Genomic DNA, 17,549 nt, shown 5'->3' on the forward strand with positions numbered 1-17,549 from the left:
GGTGAAGTCAGTGCAGGCCCAGCAAGCGGGCCATGTCGTTGGAAAGGGCCAGTGTCATCATCAGCAGCATGATCAGCACGCCAGCGCGCTGCAGCTGCCTGAGCCACCATTCCGAGACGGGGCGGCCGCTCAGACCCTCGAAAAGATAATACATCAGGTGTCCGCCATCGAGCATCGGCAGCGGCAGCAGGTTCAGCACCGCGAGACTCACGCTGACCAGGGCCAGGAAGCTCAGGTACTGCGTCAGCCCCATGCGGGCCGACTGCCCCGCATAGTCGGCGATCGTGATCGGGCCGCTGAGGTTCTTCAGCGAGGCCTCGCCGATCAGCATGCGGCCGAAGGTGCTCAGGGTCAGGGCCGAGACCTCCCAGGTGCGCTGCGTGCCCAGCCACAGCGACTCCAGCGGCCCGTGGCGCACCGTCACCAGCGTCGGCGGCGCCCCCACCTGCGCCTCGATGCGGCCCAGCAACTGGCCGCCCTCGCGCACGATCTTGGGCTGCACGACCAGCTCAAGCGCTTGGCCGGCACGCTCCACCTGCCAGCGCATCGCGGCCGCACGCTCGCCCTCGGCGCCCTCGCGGCCCGCGTTGCGGATGCGCTCGCGCAGCGATGCGGCATCCGCCACCGGCTGGCCGTCGACGCTGAGCACGCGGTCGCCGCTCTTCAGCCCCGCCTGCGCGCCGGCACCGCCGGGCGCCAGCTCGCCCAGCAGCGGCTCCATGAAGGGGCCGCCCAGGCCGATGCGGCGCAGCAGCTGGGCATCCAGCTCGCGCGTCTCCAGCGCGTCGGTATCCAGCCTCAGCTGGCGCTCGCCATGGCCGCGCGCATCGCTGACGCTGAGGTGCAGCCCACGCCCGTCCGAGACGGCCTGCGTCAGCTGCCAGCGCAGTTCCGGCAGCGACTGCAGCTCGGTCCAGTCCTGGCCATCCGTCGAGCTGGCCCTCACCCAGTCGCCGGCGCGCAGGCCGGCGCGCTCGGCCAGGCTGCCGGCCAGCGGCGCGCCCAGCACCGCTTTGGGCTCGTCCACGCCCATCACATTGACCAGCGCGAACAGCAGGATGGCCAGCACGAAGTTGGCCGCCGGCCCGGCCGCGACGATGGCGACGCGCTGCGCCAGCGGACGGTTGTTGAAAGCCTGCGCGCGCTCGTGCGGCGCTACCGGCCCCTCGCGTTCGTCGAGCATGCGCACATAGCCGCCCAGCGGCAGCGCCGACAGCGTGAACTCGGTGGCGTCGGGCCCGCGCTGACGGCGCAGGATCACGCGACCGAAGCCGACCGAGAAGCGCAGCACCTTGACGCCGCAGGCCTTGGCCACCCGGTAGTGGCCCCACTCGTGCACGACGATCAGGACGCCCAGGGTGAGGACGAAGGCCAGCAGCGTCGTGATCACGCGCCCAGCTCCTGCATCAGCCGGCCCGCATGGCGGCGCGCGCGCGCGTCCAGGCCCAGCAGCCCCTCGACACTGGCGCATTCGCCAGCCTCGGGATGCAGTTCCTCCAGCGTCTGGCGGTTGATCCGGTAGATCTGGTCGAAGCGCAGGCGGCGCTCCAGGAAGGCGGCCACGGCCTCTTCGTTGGCGGCGTTCAGCACCGCCGTCGCCCCCTCGGCCGCGCGCAGCGCCTGCCAGGACAGGTAGAGGCCGGGGAAGCGGCGCTCGTCGGCATCCTCAAACGTCAACGTCGGCTTGGCCAGGAAGTCCAGTGTCTCGGCGCCGGATTCGATGCGCTCCGGGAAGGCCAGGCCGTAGGCGATCGGCACGCGCATGTCCGGCGTGCCCAGCTGGGCCAGCACCGAGCGGTCGCGGCAGACCACCATCGAATGGATGATGCTCTGCGGGTGGATCACCACCTTGATCTGCTCCGGCGTCAGATTGAACAGCCAGCGCGCCTCGATCACTTCGAGCGCCTTGTTCATCATGGTCGCGGAGTCGACCGAGATCTTGCGCCCCATCACCCAGTTCGGGTGCGCCACCGCCTGCTCGGGCGTCACCTCGGCCAGGCTGGCCGGGTCACGCTGGCGGAATGGACCGCCGGAGGCAGTCAGCACGATGTGGTCGACGCGCTGGGGCCAGGTCTTGCGGTTCTCCGGCAGGCACTGGAAGATCGCCGAATGCTCGGAGTCTATCGGCAGCAGGGTTCCGCCGCCCTGTTCCACGGCCTGCATGAAGAGCGCGCCGCCGACGACGATGGCCTCCTTGTTGGCCAGCAGCAGCTTCTTGCCGGCGCGCGCCGCCGCCAGGCAGGGCGCCAGACCCGCCGCGCCGACGATCGCGGCCATCACCGCATCCACCTCGGGATGCGCGGCGATCTCGGACAGCGCGGCCACGCCCACCAGCACCTCGGTGCGGCAGCCCTGCTCGCGCAGGCGCAGGCGCAGCTGTGCGGCCAGCGTCGCATCGGGCAGCACCGCGTAGCGCGGCCGGTGTTGCAGGCATTGCGCCGCCAGTTCCTCGACGCGGCTCATCGCGCTGAGCGCGAACACCTCGTAGCGCTCGGGATGGCGCGCCAGCACATCCAGCGTGCTGGTGCCGATGGACCCGGTGGAGCCCAGCACGCTGACACGTTGGCGCAAGGATGAGGGGTTCATTTCAGGAGGCTCAGGGAACTCAGGGCCAGGGCCAGCGGGAACACCGGCAGCAGGGCATCGACACGGTCCAGCACGCCGCCGTGGCCGGGCAGCAGCTGGCTGCTGTCCTTGGCACCTACCGCGCGCTTGATCAGGGATTCGAACAGGTCGCCGACCACGCTCATGCCGGCCAGGAACAGCAGGGCCAGCACGCCGATGGCCGGGCCGAGCCCGCTCAGCAGCAGGCCGTAGAGACTCACCGAATCGACCGCCACGCGAGCATCGATCACGAAGGCCCAGACGAAGCCCAGCACCAGCACGCCAACCATGCCGGTCCACACGCCCTCCCAGCTCTTGCCGGGGCTGATGGCGGGGGCCAGCTTGCGCCGGCCGAAGACGCGGCCGCCGAAGTAGGCAAAGATGTCGGCCACCCACACCAGGCAGAAGATCGACAGCAGGAAGTTGATGCCCCGGGTCTTGGCCAAGGCGATCGCCAGCCAGGCCGCCCACAGCGCCAGCGCGCCCAGCACCAGGCGCAGCAGGCGCGAGGCATGCGGCCAGGCCGCCGGCCCGCCGCGCAGGGCATAGGCCCCACCCAGCACCCAGATCAGCCCGGCCAGCCACCAGCACCAGGGCGGCGGCGCCCGCAGTTGCCCGCCCTGCCCCAGGGCCAGCAAGGTGCCGCCGCAGGCCAGCGCCAGGCCGCCGCCGAACAGCAGGGCCGGCAGGCCGGGCGCGCCATTCAGGCGTGCCCATTCCCAGCCGGCCGCCGCGATCATCCCGAGGGTCAGCAGGGCAAGGGGCCAGGGCGAGGCCGCGGCGACCGCCGGCAGCAGCACAGCCAGCAGCACCAGGGCCGTGATCACGCGTTGCTTGAGCATGAGTGTTAGGGGGAAATGGGGTTCAGGCGCCGGCCAGGGCCGGCGCTTCCTTGACGCCGCCGAAGCGCCGGTCGCGCTCGCGGAAGGCCTCGATCGCCGCGTCCAACTGGGCTTCGCCGAACTCGGGCCACAGGCAGTCGGAGAACACGAATTCGGTGTAGGCCACCTGCCACAACATGAAGTTGCTGATGCGCACCTCGCCACCGGTGCGGATGAAGAGGTCCGGGTCGGGTGCGTAGCTCATCGCCATGAACTCACCGAGCTTGGCCTCGGTCAGTTCCTCCGGCGACACGCCGGCCTTGATCGCGGCGCGGGTGGCTTGCACGATGTCCCAGCGGCCACCGTAGTTGAAGGCGACGTTGAGGGTCAGCTTGCTGTTGTGGCGGGTTGCCGCCTCGGCCTCGTTCCAGGCGTTGCGCAGCTTGTCGGAAACCGCCTCGCGATCGCCGACGATGCGGATGCGCACGCCCATCGCGCCCATGCGCGCCAGGTAGCGCGACACCGCGGCCAGCACCAGGCCCATCAGGCCCGAGACCTCGTCGCTGGGACGTTTCCAGTTCTCGCTGGAGAAGGCGAACACCGTCAGGTATTCGATCTCGCGGTCGATGCAGGCCTGGACGATCTTGACCAGCGCATCGACCCCTTGCTTGTGCCCGAAGAAGCGCGGCAGAAAGCGCTTCTTGGCCCAGCGACCGTTGCCATCCATCACGATGGCGACATGGCGGGGCACCGCCTTGCTCTCGCTTGCCACCGCGAACTCAGACCGCCAGGATCTCGGCTTCCTTGCTCGAGATCAGCTTGTCGATCTCGGCAATGGTGCGGTCGGTCAGCTTCTGCACCTCGTCGGCGCTGCGGCGCTCGTCGTCCTCGGTGATCAGCTTGTCCTTCTGCAGCTTCTTGGCCTGCTCGTTGGCATCGCGGCGCAGATTGCGCACAGCCACCTTGCAGTCCTCGCCGGCATTGCGCACCACCTTGGTCAGTTCCTTGCGGCGCTCCTCGGTCAGCGGCGGCAGCGGCACGCGGATCAGGTCACCCTGGGAGGCGGGGTTCAGGCCCAGATCCGATTCGCGGATCGCCTTCTCGATCTTCGCGCCCATGCCCTTTTCCCAGGGCTGGACGCTGATGGTGCGGGCGTCCAGCAGGGTGACGTTGGCCACCTGCGAGATCGGCACCATCGAACCGTAATAGTCGACGCTGACCTGGTCGAGGATGCCCGGGTGGGCACGGCCGGTGCGGATCTTCTGCAGTTCGTTCTTGAAGGACTCGATCGACTTGGCCATCTTGGCTTCGGCCGTCTTCTTGATGTCAGCAATGCTCATGATTCTTGACCTTGATGTCTGCGGATCGGACTCTAACGCGCGGCCGCGCTCAGACGTGCACCAGCGTGCCCTCGTCCTCGCCCAGCACCACGCGCTTGAGCGCGCCCGGCTTGAAGATCGAGAACACCTTGATCGGCAGCTTCTGGTCGCGACACAGCGCGAAAGCGGTCGCATCCAGCACCTGCAGATTCTTGGTGATGGCCTCGTCGAAGCTGATGCGCGAGTAGCGCGTCGCCATCGGGTCCTTCTTGGGGTCGGCGGTGTAGACGCCGTCCACCTTGGTCGCCTTCAGCACGATCTCGGCGCCGATCTCGGCGCCGCGCAGCGCGGCGGCGGTGTCGGTCGTGAAGAAGGGGTTGCCGGTGCCGGCGGCGAAGATCACCACCTTGCCCTCTTCGAGGTACTGCAGGGCCTTGGGGCGCACATAGGGCTCGACCACCTGCTCGATCGCGATGGCCGACATCACGCGCGCCGTCATGCCTTCCTGGCGCATCGTGTCGGCCAGGGCCAGCGAGTTCATCACGGTGGCCAGCATGCCCATGTAGTCGGCGGTGGCACGGTCCATGCCGACCGAGCCGCCGGCCACGCCGCGGAAGATGTTGCCGCCGCCGATCACCACCGCCACTTCACATCCGAGCTGCGTGACCTCCTGGATCTCGCGCACCATGCGCACGATGGTGGCGCGGTTGATGCCGAAGGCGTCGTCGCCCATCAGGGCTTCGCCGGAGAGTTTGAGCAGGATGCGTTTGTGTGCGGGCATTCGTACCTCGTCAATGCTGTGCTAGCGTGCCGCGATTCTTCCAGACCTTGTGAGCCGAAACCGCGGGCACAAGTGTAAAGGGCGCCAGAGGCGCCCTTCTTGGTCTGCCGGAGCTTATTGCCCCTTGGCAGCGGCCACCTGGGCGGCCACCTCGGCGGCGAAATCGTCCACCTTCTTCTCGATGCCCTCGCCCACCACGTACAGGGTGAAGCCCTTCACCGCGGTAGCCTTTTCCTTCAGCATCGCGGCCACGGTCTGCTTGCCGTCGGCGGCCTTCACGAAGACCTGGTCCAGCAGCGAGACTTCCTTCAGGAACTTCTGCACCGAACCCTCGACCATCTTGGCGACGATTTCGGCGGGCTTGCCGGACTCGGCAGCCTTCTCGGTGGCGATCTTGCGCTCCTTCTCGACCAGCTCGGCCGACACGTCGGCCGACGACAGGGCGGCCGGCTTCATTGCGGCGACATGCATCGCGACGTCCTTGGCGGCCACGTCGTCACCGTCGAACTCGACCATCACGCCGATGCGGGTACCGTGCAGGTAGGAGGCCAGCTTGGCGCCCGCGGCGTAGCGCTGGAAGCGGCGGATCGTCATGTTCTCGCCGATCTTGCCGATCAGGCCCTTGCGCACGTCTTCCACGGTCGGGCCGAAGCCCTCCTGCGACAGCGGCAGCGCCGACAGGGCCTCGATGTCGGCCGGGTTCTTCTCGGCCACCAGGCCGGCCAGCGCGTTGACGAAGGCCAGGAAGGCGTCGTTCTTGGAGACGAAGTCAGTTTCGCAGTTGACTTCGATCAGCGCGCCGGCGCTGCCCACCACGGCCGTGGCGACCACGCCCTCGGCGGTGACGCGCGAGGCGGCCTTGCCGGCCTTGTTGCCCAGCTTGACGCGCAGGATTTCCTCGGCCCGAGCCAGATCGCCGTCGGCCTCGGTCAGGGCCTTCTTGCATTCCATCATCGGGGAGTCGGTGCGGGCACGCAGCTCGGCCACCATGCTTGCGGTAATTGCAGCCATATCAATCTCCGTTGTGCAGCGGGGCCGGCCTTGCATGCCAACCCCTGAATTCATTCAGCTTTGAAAAAAAGGGGCTGAATCAGCCCCCTTCGTTCCGGTTCTTCCGGGGATCCGAGAGGATCAGGCGCCTTCGTTGACTTCCACGAATTCGTCGCCATCGGCGGCCACGGCCTGCACCAGCTCGTTACTGGCGTTGGCACGGCCTTCCAGCACGGCGTCGGCCACGGCCTTGGCGTACAGGGCCACGGCCTTGGCGGAGTCGTCGTTGCCGGGGATCACGTAGTCGATGCCTTCGGGCGAGTGGTTGGTGTCAACCACGCCGATCACGGGAATGCCCAGCTTCTTGGCTTCGGCCACGGCGATCTTGTGGTAGCCGACGTCGATCACGAAGATGGCGTCCGGCAGCGCAGTCATGTCCTGGATGCCGCCGATGTTCTTTTCCAGCTTGGCGATGTCGCGCTGGAACAGCAGGGCTTCCTTCTTGATGGCGGGCTGAGTGCCGGCATCGATCTGGGCCTGCATGTCCTTCAGGTTCTTCAGCGAGGTCTTGACCGTCTTGAAGTTGGTCATCATGCCACCCAGCCAACGCGAGTCGACATAGGGCATGCCGGCGCGCTGGGCTTCCAGGGCGACAACTTCACGGGCCTGGCGCTTGGTGCCGACCATCAGGATCGTGCCGCGCTTGGCAGCCAGCTGGCGCACGAACTTCATCGCTTCCTCGAACTTGGGCAGGGTCTTTTCGAGGTTGATGATGTGGATCTTGTTGCGATGGCCGTAAATGAACGGGGCCATCTTGGGATTCCAGAAGCGGGTTTGGTGACCAAAGTGGACGCCTGCTTCCAGCATCTCGCGCATCGTGACGGACATGGGTAACTCCGAAGGTTGTGTCTAAAATCCGGCCCGAATTGCGCTGCAAAGAATTGAAGCAGCTGCAACACCTTGAAGTGGCCGGTTTGCGATTTGTTTCGCTGCAAGGAGACATTCCTGATCGCAGGAGCGACCGGCAGCAAAACCCAAAGAGTATACACGATTCATGCCCCATGACCTGAGCAGCGCCCTACAGGGCCTGCGCCAAGGCCGGCTGCACGCCGCCGAGCTGCTGCAGCAAAGCCTGGCCGCCGCCAGCGGCCCCGCCTGCCGCCATGCCTTCGTGCGGATGTTCCCCGCGCCGCCGATCGACGCGCCCCACACCCCGCTGGGCGGCCTGGCCGTCAGCGTCAAGGACCTGTTCGACGTGGCGGGCCAGCCGACGACGGCGGCCTCGGCCGCGCTGGCCGATGCGCCGGCGGCCGCGCTCGACAGCCCCGCCGTGGCACGCCTGCGCGCCGCGGGCGCCGCGCTGATCGGGCACACGAACATGAGCGAGTTCGCCTTCTCCGGCCTGGGACTGAATCCGCACCATGGCACGCCCGCCAACCCGGCCACCCGGGCGATCGACGGCCTGGAGCGCATCCCCGGCGGCTCCAGCTCGGGCGGCGCGGTCAGCGTCGCGGCCGGCGCCGCCTGGGCGGCCCTGGGCTCGGACACCGGCGGCTCGATCCGCATCCCGGCCGCGCTGCAGGGCCTGGTCGGCTTCAAGAACACCGCACGCCTGACCCCCGCCGAGGGCTGCATCCCGCTGGCCACGAGCCTGGACACGGCCTGCGCGATCACGCGCACCGTTCGCGACGCGGTGCTGCTGCACGAGGTCCTGGCCGCGCGCCGGGTGGCGCCGCAAGCGCGGCCCTGGAGCGCGCTGCGCCTGGGCGTGCCGCGGGCGATGCTGGCCGACCTGGACACCCAGGTGGCGCGCGACTTCGAGCGCAGCCTGACGCGCCTGAGTGCCGCTGGCGCCCGCATCGAAGCGATCGACCCGGTGCCGCTGCGCGATTTCTCGGCCCTGCAGCTGCAAGGCGGACTCGCGGCCGCCGAGAGCTGGGCCTGGCACCGCCAGCGCCTGGCGGAGCGCGAGGCCGACTACGACCCGCGCGTGGCCCTGCGCATCCGGCGCGGCGCGGCCCTGTCGGCCGCCGACTACATCGACACGCTGAACGCCCGGCGCGCCTGGATCGCGCAGATGGAGGCCGCGCTGCGCGGCTTCGACGCGCTGCTGAGCCCCACGGTGCCGCAGGTCGCCCCCGAGCTGGCGCCGCTGCTCGCCAGCGACGAACTGTTCTTCGCCACCAATCTGTTGATGCTGCGCAATACCTCGGTCGTCAACCTGCTGGATGGCTGCGCCATCACCCTGCCCTGCCACCAGCCCGGCAGCCTGCCGACGGGCCTGATGCTGTGGGCCCCGGCCCTGCACGACGACGCGCTGCTGGGCCTGGCCCTGCAGGCCGAAGCCTTGCTGGCGCACGAGGAGGCCTGAGCGATGCGAGTTGCAGTCGTGGGCGCCGGCATCATCGGCGTCAGCACCGCCTACGAACTGGCCGCCGATGGCCACCAGGTGACCGTGCTCGAACGCAGCGGCGGCGTGGCCGCCGAGGGCAGTTTCGCCAACGCCGGCGTCGTCGCGCCCGGCTATGTCGGCCCCTGGTCAGGCCCCGGCATGACGCTGAAGCTGCTGCGCCAGAGCTTCGGCGCCCATGCGGCGATGCGCCTGGGCGGCGCGCCCGGCCCGCGGGAGCTGGCCTGGCTGTGGCGCTGGTGGCGCGCCGGCAGCGCCAAGACGCATGAGCTGAACCGTCAGCGCATGCACCGCCTGGCCAGCTACAGCCAGCAGCGCCTGCAGACCTTGCGCCAGCAGCTGCAGCTGGACTACGAGCGCGCCGAAGGCTACCTGGTGCTGCTGCGCGGCGCGCGCGAGCTGGCGGCGGCGCAGGGCAGCTTGCGCCTGCTGAGCGAACTGGGCGTCGCGCACCGCCTGCTGGATGCGCAGCAATGCCTGGCCGTCGAGCCCGGGCTGAATGCCGAGATGCCGCTGCAGGCCGGCATCCACCTGGCGCAGGATGAGGTCGGCAACTGCCGCCAGTTCGCACAGGCCCTGCGCGTCGAGGCGCAGCGCGCCGGCGTGCGCTTTCGCTTCCACACCACGGTGCGCCGCATCGAACCCGGCAGCGCTCCCAGCCTGATCCATGAGTACACGCCGCCCGAGGAGAGTCTGGCCGCGCCAACGCGCATCGACTTCGCCTCCAGCGACGGCCCGGCCACCGTGCCGCAGGCGCCCGAGCCGCAGCAGGAGCGCTTCGACGCCATCGTCATCTGCGCCGCGCTGGGCGCACCGGCGCTGCTGCGCCCGCTGGGCCTGAAACTGCCGCTGCAGGCGGTCTACGGCTACTCGATCACCGCGCCGCTGCGCCAGCTGGAGGCGCACCCCGACCTGGGCCCGCGCGCCGCGCTGATGGACGAGCGCTTCAAGGTCGCGATCAGCCGCATCGGCCAGCGCGTGCGCGTGGCCGGCAGCGCCGAGCTGGGCGGCAGGCCCGAGGCCTTCAATCCCAAGCCGCTCGCCACCCTGCACAAGGTGCTGCACGACTGGTTCCCCGGCGCCACGCTGAACGGCCAGCTGCAGCGCTGGAAGGGCGCGCGGCCGATGCTGCCGGACGGCCCGCCGGTGCTGGGCAGCAGCGGCGCGGCCGGCGTCTGGCTGAACCTCGGCCATGGCAGCAGCGGCTGGGCGCTCGCCTGCGGCTCGGCGCGGGTGCTGGCCGATCAGCTGGCGGGGCGCGCGCCGGCCGTCGACACCGAAGGCCTGGACGTCGCGCGGCTGCGCTAGCCGCCTGCTAATCTGCGGCCATGCGTCGCGTCCTGCATGCCCCGGAGAACCTGCCCCTGCACGGCCTGGCCGCCAGCCGCGCCTGGGAGGCCGAGGCGCTGGCCCGCAGCGCGCCGCAGGCCCTGATGCGGCGCGCCGGCCTGGCCGTGGCCAAGCTGGCGTTGGCACTGAAACCCGAGGCGCGGCGCATCGCGCTGCTGTGCGGGCCGGGCAATAACGGCGGCGACGCCCTGGTGGCCGCGCGGGCGCTGGCCCAGACCGGCAAGCGGGTGGCGTTGTGGCTGTGCCCCGGCGCAGGCACCGCCCCACCCGATGCCGCCTGGGCGCTGCGGCAGGCGCTGGACATCGGGCTGGCGCCGCAGGCGACACTGCCGGACATGCTGCAAGCCGATCTGGTGATCGACGGCCTGCTGGGCCTGGGCGCAAACCGTGCGCCGGAAGGCTGGATCGCCGACGCGATCCGGCTCATCAACGCCCAGAGCGCGCCGGTGCTAGCGGTCGATCTGCCCAGCGGGCTGGACGGCCAGCATGGCCGGGCCGGGCTGGCGGTGCACGCCGACCATACCCTGAGCCTGCTGACACTGAAGCCGGGCCTCTTCACCGCGCAGGGCCGCGCGCTCGCCGGCGAGATCTGGTGGGACGCGCTGGAGCAGCACTGCCCCGCCCCGCCCGATGCCTGGCTGCAAGGGCCGCAGGCCCTGGCCGACTGGCGCTCACTCAGCGGCGCGCGCGGCCATGCCAGCCACAAGGGCCGCTGGGGCGATGTGCTGGTCGTCGGCGGCCAGCCCGGCATGCGCGGCGCAGCCTGGCTGGCCGCGCGCGCCGCGCTGGCGGCCGGTGCCGGGCGCGTCTATGCCTGCCTGCTGCAGGGCCCGGCCGGCGAAACCCCGCCGCAGGACCGACCCGAGCTGATGAGCTGGCCCGAAGCCCTGCTGCAGCAAGCCGAGCACTGGGCCCGCCACACCGTGGTGGCCGGCTGCGGCGGCGGCCAGGCCATCGCCTCGGCCCTGCCGTCGCTGCTGGCGCACGCGCATCGCCTGGTGCTGGATGCCGACGCGCTGAATGCGCTGGCCGCCGATGCGGCGCTGCGCCGGCTGCTGCAGGCGCGCCAGACCCAGGGTTGCCCGACGCTGCTGACGCCGCACCCGCTGGAGGCCGCGCGCCTGCTGGGCGGCGACAGCGGCTCGGTGCAGGCCGACCGATTGGGCGCGGCACAGACGCTGGCGCAGGAGCTGGGCTGCACGGTGCTGCTGAAGGGATCGGGCACGGTGATCGCGAGCCCCGGCCTGACGCCGGCCATCAATGCCAGCGGCAATGCGGCCCTGGCCACGGCCGGCACCGGCGATGTGCTGGCCGGCTGGCTGGGCGGATTGTGGGCCCAGTACGACGGCAAGGACCCGCAGGCCCCGCACCGGCTGGGCTGCGCCGGCGCCTACTGGCACGGCCGCGCCGCCGAGCCCGCACAAGGCGGCCCGCTGCGCGCCGCCGACCTGATCGAGCGCATGTACGCGCTGCACGCGGCCTGAGGGCCGCAGCAGCGCGTCAGCAGCGCATCAGCGGCTCATCTCAGCGGCGCTTGCGGCTTTCGCGCGCTTCACTCTTGGGCGCGCCGGCCTGGGCACGCGCCGCCTTGCGCGCGGCCTTCACCGGATGGGCGGCCGCCGTGCCGCCGGCGGGCTTGGGCACCCGGGGCGCGGCCTTGGCCTTCTTGCGGCCGGCCTTCAGCTCGCGGTCCTGACGCTTCACCTGCTCCAGCGCCGCGCTGGCCGTCTGCGGCTCGACCGGCACCATGCGCTCGCCGACCTTGTCGCCCGACTTGTCCCGCATGGCGCGCGCCACCAGCCTGGCCTCGTCGCTGTCGCGCACCAAGCGGAAGTCGATCTTGCGGCCGTCCAGGTCGACGCGGCTGACCTGCACCTGCACGCGCGCGCCGGTGGCGTAGCGCATGCCGGTGCGCTCGCCGCGCAGTTCCTGGCGCACCTCGTCGAAGCGGTAGTACTCGCCGCCCAGCTCGGTGATGTGGATCAGGCCCTCGACATAGAGCGCGTCGAGCTGCACGAACAGGCCGAAGCTCGTCACGGCGCTGACGGTGCCGGAGAACTCCTCGCCCAGATGCTCGCGCATGTAGCGGCACTTGAGCCAGGCCTCGACATCGCGCGAGGCCTCGTCGGCGCGCCGCTCGTTGGCGCTGCAATGCGCCCCCACCACCTCCCAGCGCTCGGCCTCGGTGGAGGCGCTGGCGGGATTGATAGGCTTGGCGCGGCCGGGCCGCTTGGGCGGCTCGGGCACGTTCATCTTGGCCGCGTCGAGCTGGTACTTCTTGCCGGCCAGGTTGGCCTTGATGACGCGGTGCACCAGCAGATCGGGATAGCGCCGGATCGGACTGGTGAAGTGGGTGTAGGCGGTATAGGCCAGGCCGAAATGGCCCGAGTTGCTGCCGGTGTAGATGGCCTGCTGCATCGAACGCAGCAGCATCGCATGGATCTGGGTCGCATCTGGGCGGTCCTTGGTGGCCGCGGCGATGGCCTGGTACTCGCCGGGCGTCGGGTCGTCGCTGATGGACAGGCCCAGCCCGAGCGCGCGCAGATAGGCCTGCAGCGCGGTGCGCTTCTCGGGCGTCGGGCCCTCGTGCACGCGGAACAGCGCGGCATGCTTGGTACCGGCGATGAAGTCGGCCGCGCTGACATTGGCGGCCAGCATGGCCTCCTCGATCAGGCGGTGCGCCTCATTGCGGGTGCGCGGCACGATCTTCTCGATGCGGCCGTTGTCGTCGCAGATGATCTGGGTCTCGGTGGTGTCGAAGTCCACCGCGCCGCGCTTGGCACGCTGGCCCAGCAGCGCGCGGTAGACCTCGTGCAGATGCAGCAGATGCGGCACCAGCTCGCGGCGCCTGGCGGCCTCGGGGCCATGGGTGTTGCCCAGCACCGCCGCCACCTCGGTATAGGTCAGGCGCGCATGCGAGCAGATCACGGCCGGGTAGAACTGGTAGGCACGGGTCTCGCCCGCCTCGTCCACCAGCATGTCGCAGACCATCGCGAGGCGATCCTGCTCCGGGTTCAGCGAGCACAGACCGTTGGACAGCTTCTCCGGCAGCATCGGGATGACGCGGCGCGGGAAGTACACCGAGGTGGCGCGCTCGTAGGCATCGGCATCGAGCGGCTCGCCGGGCTTGACGTAGTGGCTGACGTCGGCGATCGCGACGAGCAGGCGCCAGCCCTGGAAGGCGCTCTTGCCGCGGCCCTGCTTGTGGGGCTCGCAATAGACCGCGTCATCGAAGTCGCGCGCATCCTCGCCGTCGATCGTCACCAGCGGCACATCGCGCAGGTCGATGCGCTGCTTCAGATCCACCGCGCGCAGCTTGTCGGGCAGCTTGGCGGCCTGGGCCAGAGTCTCGGCGCTGAAGCGGTGCGGCACCTCGTACTTGCGCACCGCGATCTCGATCTCCATGCCGGGATCGTCGATCTCGCCCAGCACCTCGACCACGCGCCCCACCGGCTGCGAATAGAGCGACGGCGGCTCGGTCAGCTCGACCGCCACCACCTGTCCGGCCGCGGCATTGGCGATGCCGTTCTTCGGGATCAGGATGTCCTGGCCCATGCGCTTGTCTTCCGGCGCCACCAGCCAGATGCCCGACTCCAGCAGCAGCCGGCCGATGATGGGCCGCTTCTTGCGATCCAGGATCTCCAGCACGCGCCCTTCCGGGCGGCCACGTTTGTCGTAGCGCACGACGCGCACGCGCAACCGGTCGCCATGCATCACGGCATGCATCTCCTGGGCCGACAGATAGACGTCCTGGCCGCCCGCATCGGGCAGCAGGAAGCCATGGCCATCGCGGTGTCCTTGCACCACGCCCTCGATCTCGCTCAACAGGGCCCCGCCCTGGTTTTGGGAGGCGCTTGCAGACTTAAAATTTTTGATGATAGAATCCTTGTCTTTCCTGAAATGCCCAGGTGGCGGAATTGGTAGACGCACTAGTTTCAGGTACTAGCGGGTAACTCCGTGGAGGTTCGAGTCCTCTCCTGGGCACCAAATATCGAAGGCCAGCACATTGTGCTGGCCTTTTTCGTTTCTCCAAGCCGCAGCGGGTCGAATGCTGCCGCAGATACAACAAAGCCGGCCATCCCCTGGGGCATGACCGGCTTCGCTGTGCAATGCATCGCGTAGACGGGGATTTCTCAGACGACGAATTTCTTGGCCAGCGCGTCCGGCCGCATGTCGTCGTATTCCTCGAAGGGCTGGTGGATCCAGGGGCTGGTCTCCAGCATCTCGACATAGTAGTCCGGTGTGTAGCTGGACACGCCCTTGGTCCAGATCACCGCCGAGCGCAGCTCGCTGATCGCGGGCATGCCGCGCAGGCGCTCGACCACGGCCCGCAGGGTCACGCCCGAATCGGCCAGATCATCGACCAGCAGCACGCGGCCGGCCAGCTCGCCCTTGGGCATGGTGATGTACTTGGCAATGTCCAGACGTCCCTGGATCGTGCCGGCCTCGGCGCGGTAGGAGCTGGTGGACATGATGCCCAGCGGCTTGTCGAACACGCGCGACAGCACGTCGCCCGGACGCATGCCGCCGCGGGCCAGGCAGAGGATCTGGTCGAACTGCCAGCCGGAGTTGTGCACCTTGAGCGCCAGGCGCTCGATCAGCATGTGGTACTCGTCCCAGGATACGTACAGATGCTTGCCGTCGTCGGTCAACATGGATGGTTGCTCCTCGTTGGATTTGATTGGAGAAGAAGAGGATCAGGCCTTGAAGGGGTGCCGCAAGACGATGGTGTGCTCGCGGTCGGGGCCGGTGGAGACCATCGCGATCGGCGTGCCGGCCACTTCCTGCACACGCTCCAGGTAGCGGCGCGCATTCAGCGGCAGCTTGTCCCATTCGGTGATGCCGGCGGTGCTGTCGGTCCAGCCCGGGAAGGTTTCGTAGACGGGCCTGCAGGCGACGATCTCGTCGGCATCCAGCGGCAGGATATCGAGGGTCTGGCCGTTCAGCTCGTAGCCCACGCACATCTGCACCTCGGCCAGGCCGTCCAGCACGTCCAGCTTGGTCATGCACAGGCCGCTGATGCCATTGATGATGATGGAGCGCTTCAGCGCGGCGGCGTCCAGCCAGCCGCAGCGGCGCGCGCGGCCGGTGACGGTGCCCTTCTCCTGGCCGACGGTCGACAGGTGATAGCCGACCGTACCTTCCTTCTCCCATTCCAGCTCGGTCGGGAACGGGCCCGAGCCGACGCGCGTCGTGTAGGCCTTGGTGATGCCCAGCATGTAGTGCAGCATCTGCGGCCCCACGCCGGCGCCGGCGGCGGCATTGCCGGCGACGCAGTTGCTCGAGGTCACATAGGGATAGGTGCCGTGGTCGATGTCCAGCAGCGTGCCCTGCGCGCCCTCGAACAGGATGTTCTGGCCGGCCTGGTGGGCCTTGTGCAGCATGTAGCCGACATCGGCCATCATCGGCTTGATCTGCTCGGCCATCTTCATGGCCTCGTCGAAGATCGGCTGAAACTCCAGCTCGCCGCAATTCAGATAGCCGCACAGTGCGAAGTTGTGCAGCTCCACCAGCTCCCTGAGCTTCTTGGCAAAGCGCTCGGGATGCTTCAGATCCTGCACGCGCAGCGCGCGGCGCGCCACCTTGTCCTCATAGGCCGGGCCGATGCCCTTGCCGGTGGTGCCGATCTTGCCGCCGCCGCTGCTCTCGCGCAGGGCTTCACGCGCCTTGTCCACTGCCACATGGAAGGGCAGGATCAGCGGGCAGGACTCGGAGATGTAGAGACGCGAACGCACCTCGACACCGGCCTTTTCCAGGCGCTCGATTTCGCCCAGCAGATGGGTCGGGTCCAGCACCACGCCGTTGCCGATATAGCAGGCCACGCCGTCGCGCATGATGCCCGAGGGGATCAGCTGCAAGGCGGTCTTCACGCCCTTGATCACCAGCGTGTGGCCGGCGTTGTGGCCGCCCTGGAAACGCACCACGCCCTGGGCATGCGGCGTCATCCAGTCGACCACCTTGCCCTTGCCTTCGTCACCCCATTGGGTGCCCACCACAACCACGTTACGACCGCGCGCGATTTCGCTTTGCATGATGACTCTTGATTCGTTGAAAAGGTTGTTGGCGACGCTGCGCGCTCAAAGCGCGCGCAGCACCCACTGAGAATCGATGCGGACCAGCTCGCGGTCGCAGTCGAATTCGTCGCCTTCGTGCTCGTGCCCGGGCAGCACGCACACCACGGTCTCGCCCAGCTCGCGCAGGCGGCGGATCGCCGTGCGCAGGCCCGCGTCCCCTTGCTCACTGTCACTCCAGGGCGCACGCACCGCGGCACGCAGGGGCGTGGCCGGGCTGAGCTGCACCAGGGCCTTCAGATCCAGGCTGAAGCCCACGGCCGGACGGCGGCGGCCGAACACCGCCCCCACCTCGTCATAGCGGCCGCCGCGCAGCACGGCATCGCTGGAACCGGCGGCATAGACGGCGAAGCGCACGCCGCTGTAGTAGGCGTAGCCGCTCAGGTCGGCCAGGTCGAAGCCCAGGGCCACCTCGGGATGGGTCTGCTGCAGATGGCTGGCCAGCCATTGCAGATCGTCCAGCGCGGCGGTGACCGCCGGCGTCTTCGGCAGACGCTCGCGCGCCTGGGCCAGCACCTCGATGCCGCCGTACAGCGACAGCAGGGCCTGCAGCCCGGCCACAGCCTCTGCGGCCTCGGCCGGCAGCTCGGGCGTCAGGGCGCCCAGCGCGGCCGCATCCTTGGCCGCCAGCGCGGCCACGATCTCGGACAGCAGGGTCGGGGCCAGCTTCAGTTCGCCCAGCACCCCTTGCACCAGACGAGCATCGCCCAGATCGATCGCGATATCGGCCAAGCCGGCGCGGCGCAGCGCATCCAGCGCCGCCTCCTGCACCTCCAGGTCGGCCTCCAGGCCGGCATGGCCGTAGATCTCGACGCCGAACTGCAACGGCTCGCGCGTGGCATTCAGGCCCGCCGGGCGGGTGTGCAGCACCGGGCCGCAGTAGCACAGGCGGGTAACGCCGGCGCGGTTCAGCAGGTGCGCGTCGATGCGCGCCACCTGCGGCGTGGTGTCGGCGCGCAGGCCCAGCGATCGCCCCGAGAGCTGATCCACCAGCTTGAAGGTCTTCAGATCCAGCTCGCGTCCGGTACCGGACAGCAGCGAATCCAGATGCTCCAGCAGCGGCGGCATCACCAGCTCGCAGCCGTAGCTGCGCGCCATGTCCAGCATGTCGCGGCGCAACTCTTCGATGCGGCGCGCCTGGGACGGCAAGACGTCGGCAAGATGCTCGGGCAGCAGCCAAGCAGAAGACATGGACGTAAGGGA

The 17,549-nt window shown here is 69.3% G+C and carries 15 protein-coding genes and 1 tRNA gene; 4 read left to right on the forward strand and 12 right to left on the reverse strand.

The genetic code is table 11. From position 1 onward, the window contains the following. Positions 1-7: 7 nt before the first annotated feature. The 8 genes from rseP to rpsB all read right to left on the reverse strand — a co-directional run bounded on the left by rseP (position 8) and on the right by rpsB (position 7,403). Entirely contained in the window at positions 8-1,390 is a 1,383-nt protein-coding gene (gene rseP / locus AC07OQ_RS13955; protein WP_495053727.1) for an RIP metalloprotease RseP, read from the reverse strand. Continuing rightward, the gene (gene ispC / locus AC07OQ_RS13960) at positions 1,387-2,571 is read right to left on the reverse strand and encodes a 1-deoxy-D-xylulose-5-phosphate reductoisomerase (protein WP_495053777.1); all 1,185 of its coding nucleotides are present in this window, start codon (positions 2,569-2,571) and stop codon (positions 1,387-1,389) included. Before ispC ends, rseP begins: the two co-directional genes overlap by 4 nt. 11 nt (positions 2,572-2,582) lie before the next feature. Beyond that, entirely contained in the window at positions 2,583-3,446 is an 864-nt protein-coding gene (locus AC07OQ_RS13965) for a phosphatidate cytidylyltransferase (RefSeq protein WP_495053728.1), read from the reverse strand. Between the two features lie 22 nt (positions 3,447-3,468). After that, on the reverse strand, positions 3,469-4,197 hold the full coding sequence (uppS, locus tag AC07OQ_RS13970) for a polyprenyl diphosphate synthase (protein WP_495053729.1): 729 nt from the start codon (positions 4,195-4,197) through the stop codon (positions 3,469-3,471). Between the two features lie 7 nt (positions 4,198-4,204). Beyond that, complete coding sequence (gene frr / locus AC07OQ_RS13975) at positions 4,205-4,765, reverse strand: ribosome recycling factor (protein ID WP_495053730.1); 561 nt, start codon at positions 4,763-4,765, stop codon at positions 4,205-4,207. A 49-nt stretch (positions 4,766-4,814) separates the two neighbouring features. After that, a complete protein-coding gene (gene pyrH, locus AC07OQ_RS13980; protein ID WP_495053731.1) occupies positions 4,815-5,525 on the reverse strand; it encodes a UMP kinase in 711 nt (236 codons plus the stop codon). Positions 5,526-5,639: 114 nt separating this feature from the next. Next, positions 5,640-6,536, reverse strand: a complete 897-nt coding sequence (gene tsf, locus AC07OQ_RS13985; protein ID WP_495053732.1) for a translation elongation factor Ts — start codon at positions 6,534-6,536, stop codon at positions 5,640-5,642. A 120-nt stretch (positions 6,537-6,656) separates the two neighbouring features. Next, the gene (gene rpsB / locus AC07OQ_RS13990) at positions 6,657-7,403 is read right to left on the reverse strand and encodes a 30S ribosomal protein S2 (protein WP_495053733.1); all 747 of its coding nucleotides are present in this window, start codon (positions 7,401-7,403) and stop codon (positions 6,657-6,659) included. Between the two features lie 166 nt (positions 7,404-7,569). Here rpsB and AC07OQ_RS13995 point away from each other — a divergent pair, with 166 nt between their 5' ends. Genes AC07OQ_RS13995 through AC07OQ_RS14005 form a run of 3 tightly spaced genes read left to right on the forward strand, consistent with a single transcriptional unit; the run spans position 7,570 to position 11,759 of the window. Beyond that, positions 7,570-8,886, forward strand: coding sequence for an amidase (locus AC07OQ_RS13995; RefSeq protein WP_495053734.1), 1,317 nt, complete (start codon positions 7,570-7,572; stop codon positions 8,884-8,886). Between the two features lie 3 nt (positions 8,887-8,889). Next, the gene (locus AC07OQ_RS14000) at positions 8,890-10,233 is read left to right on the forward strand and encodes an FAD-dependent oxidoreductase (RefSeq protein ID WP_495053735.1); all 1,344 of its coding nucleotides are present in this window, start codon (positions 8,890-8,892) and stop codon (positions 10,231-10,233) included. A 20-nt stretch (positions 10,234-10,253) separates the two neighbouring features. Further along, the gene (locus AC07OQ_RS14005; RefSeq protein ID WP_495053736.1) at positions 10,254-11,759 is read left to right on the forward strand and encodes an NAD(P)H-hydrate dehydratase; all 1,506 of its coding nucleotides are present in this window, start codon (positions 10,254-10,256) and stop codon (positions 11,757-11,759) included. Between the two features lie 40 nt (positions 11,760-11,799). Here AC07OQ_RS14005 and rnr read toward each other — a convergent pair whose 3' ends face one another. Next, entirely contained in the window at positions 11,800-14,100 is a 2,301-nt protein-coding gene (gene rnr, locus AC07OQ_RS14010) for a ribonuclease R (RefSeq protein ID WP_495053737.1), read from the reverse strand. Positions 14,101-14,177: 77 nt separating this feature from the next. On the opposite strand from rnr, the gene AC07OQ_RS14015 reads away from it, so the two are divergent. Continuing rightward, positions 14,178-14,262, forward strand: a tRNA-Leu gene (locus tag AC07OQ_RS14015). 146 nt (positions 14,263-14,408) lie between these two features. Here the strand turns inward: AC07OQ_RS14015 and AC07OQ_RS14020 are convergent. Genes AC07OQ_RS14020 through AC07OQ_RS14030 form a run of 3 tightly spaced genes read right to left on the reverse strand, consistent with a single transcriptional unit; the run spans position 14,409 to position 17,537 of the window. After that, on the reverse strand, positions 14,409-14,930 hold the full coding sequence (locus tag AC07OQ_RS14020; protein WP_495053738.1) for a phosphoribosyltransferase: 522 nt from the start codon (positions 14,928-14,930) through the stop codon (positions 14,409-14,411). A gap of 42 nt (positions 14,931-14,972) precedes the next feature. Next, positions 14,973-16,307 (reverse strand): adenylosuccinate synthase, encoded by a 1,335-nt coding sequence (locus AC07OQ_RS14025; protein WP_495053739.1) that lies wholly within the window; start codon positions 16,305-16,307, stop codon positions 14,973-14,975. A gap of 45 nt (positions 16,308-16,352) precedes the next feature. After that, entirely contained in the window at positions 16,353-17,537 is a 1,185-nt protein-coding gene (locus AC07OQ_RS14030; protein ID WP_495053740.1) for an ATP phosphoribosyltransferase regulatory subunit, read from the reverse strand. Between the last annotated feature and the right edge of the window lie 12 nt (positions 17,538-17,549).

It is taken from the genome of Roseateles sp. GW821-FHT09B06, from assembly GCF_059418245.1.

Coding starts and splice junctions, on each gene's coding strand:
- AC07OQ_RS13965 (WP_495053728.1), bottom strand. CDS start 3,446: ATGCTCAAGCAACGCGTGATCACGGCCCTGGTGCTGCTGGCTGTGCTG.
- frr (WP_495053730.1), bottom strand. CDS start 4,765: ATGAGCATTGCTGACATCAAGAAGACGGCCGAAGCCAAGATGGCCAAG.
- pyrH (WP_495053731.1), bottom strand. CDS start 5,525: ATGCCCGCACACAAACGCATCCTGCTCAAACTCTCCGGCGAAGCCCTG.
- tsf (WP_495053732.1), bottom strand. CDS start 6,536: ATGGCTGCAATTACCGCAAGCATGGTGGCCGAGCTGCGTGCCCGCACC.
- rpsB (WP_495053733.1), bottom strand. CDS start 7,403: ATGTCCGTCACGATGCGCGAGATGCTGGAAGCAGGCGTCCACTTTGGT.
- AC07OQ_RS13995 (WP_495053734.1), top strand. CDS start 7,570: ATGCCCCATGACCTGAGCAGCGCCCTACAGGGCCTGCGCCAAGGCCGG.
- AC07OQ_RS14000 (WP_495053735.1), top strand. CDS start 8,890: ATGCGAGTTGCAGTCGTGGGCGCCGGCATCATCGGCGTCAGCACCGCC.
- AC07OQ_RS14005 (WP_495053736.1), top strand. CDS start 10,254: ATGCGTCGCGTCCTGCATGCCCCGGAGAACCTGCCCCTGCACGGCCTG.
- AC07OQ_RS14020 (WP_495053738.1), bottom strand. CDS start 14,930: ATGTTGACCGACGACGGCAAGCATCTGTACGTATCCTGGGACGAGTAC.
- AC07OQ_RS14025 (WP_495053739.1), bottom strand. CDS start 16,307: ATGCAAAGCGAAATCGCGCGCGGTCGTAACGTGGTTGTGGTGGGCACC.
- AC07OQ_RS14030 (WP_495053740.1), bottom strand. CDS start 17,537: ATGTCTTCTGCTTGGCTGCTGCCCGAGCATCTTGCCGACGTCTTGCCG.